Here is a 213-nt window from a genome sequence, read left to right on the forward strand (position 1 = left end):
TGGGCCACGGTCAACAAACAGTCGGGGGGCGGCGAGCGCGTTGGCGGTTCAGGCCGGGACAAGGCCCCCGCCGCCAAGGCGAAAGCCCGGTCGGACTCATCAAAGCGCGCCGCGGCCAGCCGCAAGGGCTACCCCCGTGACAGCCAGGCCTCGCTGCAAACCCAGAGCAAGGCCAGCCTGCTGCAGGAAGCCCGGACCCGCAACATCGCCGGG

1 pseudogene is annotated in these 213 nt (G+C 71.4%); it reads left to right on the forward strand.

What is annotated here, in order from left to right:
* A pseudogene (locus ACW9I6_RS32510) lies at nucleotides 1-213 on the forward strand (termination factor Rho); the annotation flags it as partial.

The sequence above is a fragment of the Pseudomonas sp. SDO5522_S412 genome, from assembly GCF_054071215.1.